The sequence below is a fragment of the Nocardioides humilatus genome, from assembly GCF_008373755.1.
Taxonomy (GTDB): Bacteria; Actinomycetota; Actinomycetes; order Propionibacteriales; family Nocardioidaceae; genus Nocardioides; species Nocardioides humilatus.
On record NZ_VUJV01000015.1, the window covers coordinates 1 to 2,980 of the forward strand.

3 protein-coding genes are annotated in these 2,980 nt (G+C 63.0%); all 3 read right to left on the bottom strand.

Translation table 11 applies throughout. The features are described from left to right. Positions 1 to 187: hypothetical protein (locus F0U44_RS23330; RefSeq protein ID WP_223163804.1), on the bottom strand; the 187-nt coding region annotated here is incomplete at its 3' end. 435 nt (positions 188 to 622) lie between these two features. Next, positions 623 to 2,509, bottom strand: coding sequence for a cutinase family protein (locus F0U44_RS22090; protein WP_188113629.1), 1,887 nt, complete (start codon positions 2,507 to 2,509; stop codon positions 623 to 625). Between the two features lie 11 nt (positions 2,510 to 2,520). Next, positions 2,521 to 2,916 (bottom strand): beta-helix domain-containing protein, encoded by a 396-nt coding sequence (locus tag F0U44_RS23860; RefSeq protein ID WP_497707147.1) that lies wholly within the window; start codon positions 2,914 to 2,916, stop codon positions 2,521 to 2,523. Positions 2,917 to 2,980 lie beyond the last annotated feature (64 nt).

Here is a 2,980-nt window from a genome sequence, read left to right on the forward strand (position 1 = left end):
TCACCGGCCGCGACGCCTGCGGCGGCAACGCCCCCGTCAAGGTGACTGACTCTCCTGCGATACCGGCGGGAACCGACGACGTGAGCGTCCCCTCAGCAGCAGCCACCGCCGCCGGAGGCAGAGCCACCACGCCCAGCGACAGGACCAACCCGGTCAGCGCCGCAACCACGCCAGCGCGACTCGACACGAACCCCATGAAATGTCCCCCTAGACGCTTCACACCTTTGGCATCCAACGCCCGAGAGAGAGCGGCCCCGGCGCGACGTACGGCCGTCACGCGCAGTCACCCGTCAAGCCACAACGCAGCCTGCCAGACCCCCAACAAGCCCGAGAGCAATATCCACCAACACACCCGGAGCAGACCGAGAGCGGCATCGACGACCAGTGGGCACCGAGCTCAGGAAGGAGCAACACGCACGCGACCATACGAGCTGCGACCACCGCTTGCCGAGACCCAAGCAACACCACCAAGCAAGACGACCCCACCACAGATTCGTCACGCCGCAACCCGCCGACCAGCCACGCAACGCGCGTCGAAGCCGAACGCCGCACGGTGGCCATCTGGGTGCGGAGGACCGAATGCAGCCCAGTTACGAGGGCCAAAAAGCGATCGGACGAAAGGTCACAGGTGTGATGGGTACGGCTGGCCCTTCACTTTGTAGCCGGCCCAGGACCCCATATGCCGGAGTTCGTCGTTCGTGTAGTTGGTGTGATTCCTGACCCGCGCTCCGAACCCTGGTGAACACACGACGTCGTGATTGTGACAAAACGCGAGGGTCTGCCCAGAAACCTGGCTCGGCAGGGGGCCGTTGTCATAGGGAGAGAAGTGAGTCCAGATTCCGTCGGCGTTTCGAACGCCACCTCCGGCGTAGTACTCGTCGAACTCCCATGTCTCCTCTGCCCCGTTGGCGACCTTGGCTGGGTCTGCGAGCAATAGCACGGCGACGAGACGGTTGGACGAGATCAGGGAAGACCCTTCGGAAGCCAACTGTCTCAACGCAATGTGGATGGCCAAGGCTCCCTGGGAGTAGCCGGCAAGTACGAACTTCTCGTTCGGGCAATGCGCGTGTTCATCGGCGAGGAGTGACTTGACCTTGCTCACGCCGTCGTAGATCGAGTCGAAGTAGCTGGCACCTGTTAGTAGGCGAGTTGGATCTGAAAGTGTTCCGAGTGCTCGGTATTGAACACCCAATGCCTTGACTGTGTAGGCGAAAGACCCCGGCGGAGCGATCTCGTCCTTGAACCCTTGGTACATGTTCCAGACTGGGCCCCCCAAGCCGTCCTGCGCATCGGTGAAGTTTGGCTCTGGATCGCCCTGGGGTGCCTCGCCTGATCCACGCGCGCCGACGAACGCGATGCTCTTGCAGTCGTAGTTGCTTGGTGGCCTATATGGCGGCGAACTCGTTGGCTTCGGTGGCGCCACATAGCCGACCCAGGGAACCACGAACACGCCGCCACCCGAGATCGACCGCCCGGAGCCGTACGGTGACGGACCAGACGCGCTTCCCCAATCAACGTCAGTGGCGTCTACGAATCCGCCGTTTGAGATCACGCCAGCTTCCGAAGAGGAAACCGACCCGTGCAGCTCCGCATCCGCATCCGCAACAGTCAAGGCGGTCGCGGCGTATCGAATCTCGGTTCCGTCCAATGTCGCCGTTCCGCCGTCGGCTACCGAGATGCCATTCCAGTCGCCGGGGGCTGGCGTGGTGGCGTTGCCGTCCCCGAGGGTGTCCCCGCCAACGGTGTCGTCCTTGATCGAGGTAATGCTCACCGGAGCCTCGTTGGTGCCGTTAACGACCAACGAACCGTTGACTTGGGGGTAGCTCTGATGCATGGCCTTGACGACGGTCCCGGCGGGGATGGTGACCGTGACGCCGGCGTCGATGGTGGTCGATGATTGACGGTCTGACGCGTTGTGGTCGTGCCAGTAGTCCAGCTCGAGTGGTAGTCCAACGGCTCTTCCCGCGAGGACGACGGGCCAGGTTTGGGACGGCCAGATTCCTCCTGCCACGATCCGTCCGCTGATGATCATGGCGTTCATGCCGTTCCCGGTGCCGTGGTTCCCGGTGAGGCGGGTTAGGTCGAGTTCGCCGAAGATCTGTAGTGGTGCGGACTTCACGTTGTTGCAGACCTGCTCCCAACCTGAGCGGTAGCAGGCTTCGACAGTGTCGGCGCCGACGTCGGTGTAGCTGTTGTTCTGGACCCGGGGACGTTCTAGATCTCGAGCCAACACGCCGTGGCGCATCTCGTCGAACGTTGAGCTAGTGACGCTGACAGGTCCCGACGTGGCGTCATACCCGGAGTCATTGAACCCACTCGAGCCCGAGACGTCGATACCGGTGTTGGTGATGTCGGCGAAGGTGCTGTTGGTAACAGTGAGGGTGGTGACAGGTCCGTTGATGGTGATGCCGTCGGCGGCAAGGTGGGTCAGGGTGACGTTGTCCAGCGTGACGGTGGTCGGCTGATTGGTTGATGAAAAGGCATTGAGGCCTGTGCGGCCGTACCTCATCCGCGTATGAGTCATCGACACCGTGCCGCCGTAGACGACGTCGATAACGTTCCAGTCGCCGGGGGCTGGCGNNCGCCAACGGTGTCGTCCTTGATGCTGGTGAACACCACAGGGTTGGCCTGGGTGCCAGTAGCAACCAAAGCGCCGTCGACGGAAATGGCGCTGCCGTTGGTCGCCTTGATGATCGTGCCGGGTTCGATGGTGAGGGTCTTGCCTGCGGGGATGGTGAGGGTGCAGGTGAGTCGGTGGACGCGGGTAGCGGTCCAGGTTTCGTTGGTTATGAGGGTGTTGCAGTGGTCGAGGGGGGTGGGGGCGGGTGTGGTTGTTGCTGTGGGGGATTGGGTGGATTGGTTGCCGGTGGTGTCGGCTGCTGTGGTGGTGGACCAGCATTTGGTGCCGTTGATCAGACCGGTGGCGCCGAAGCTGGTGGGGGTGGCGGGGGTGGGGGTGAGTTTGGTCCAGGGGCCGGTG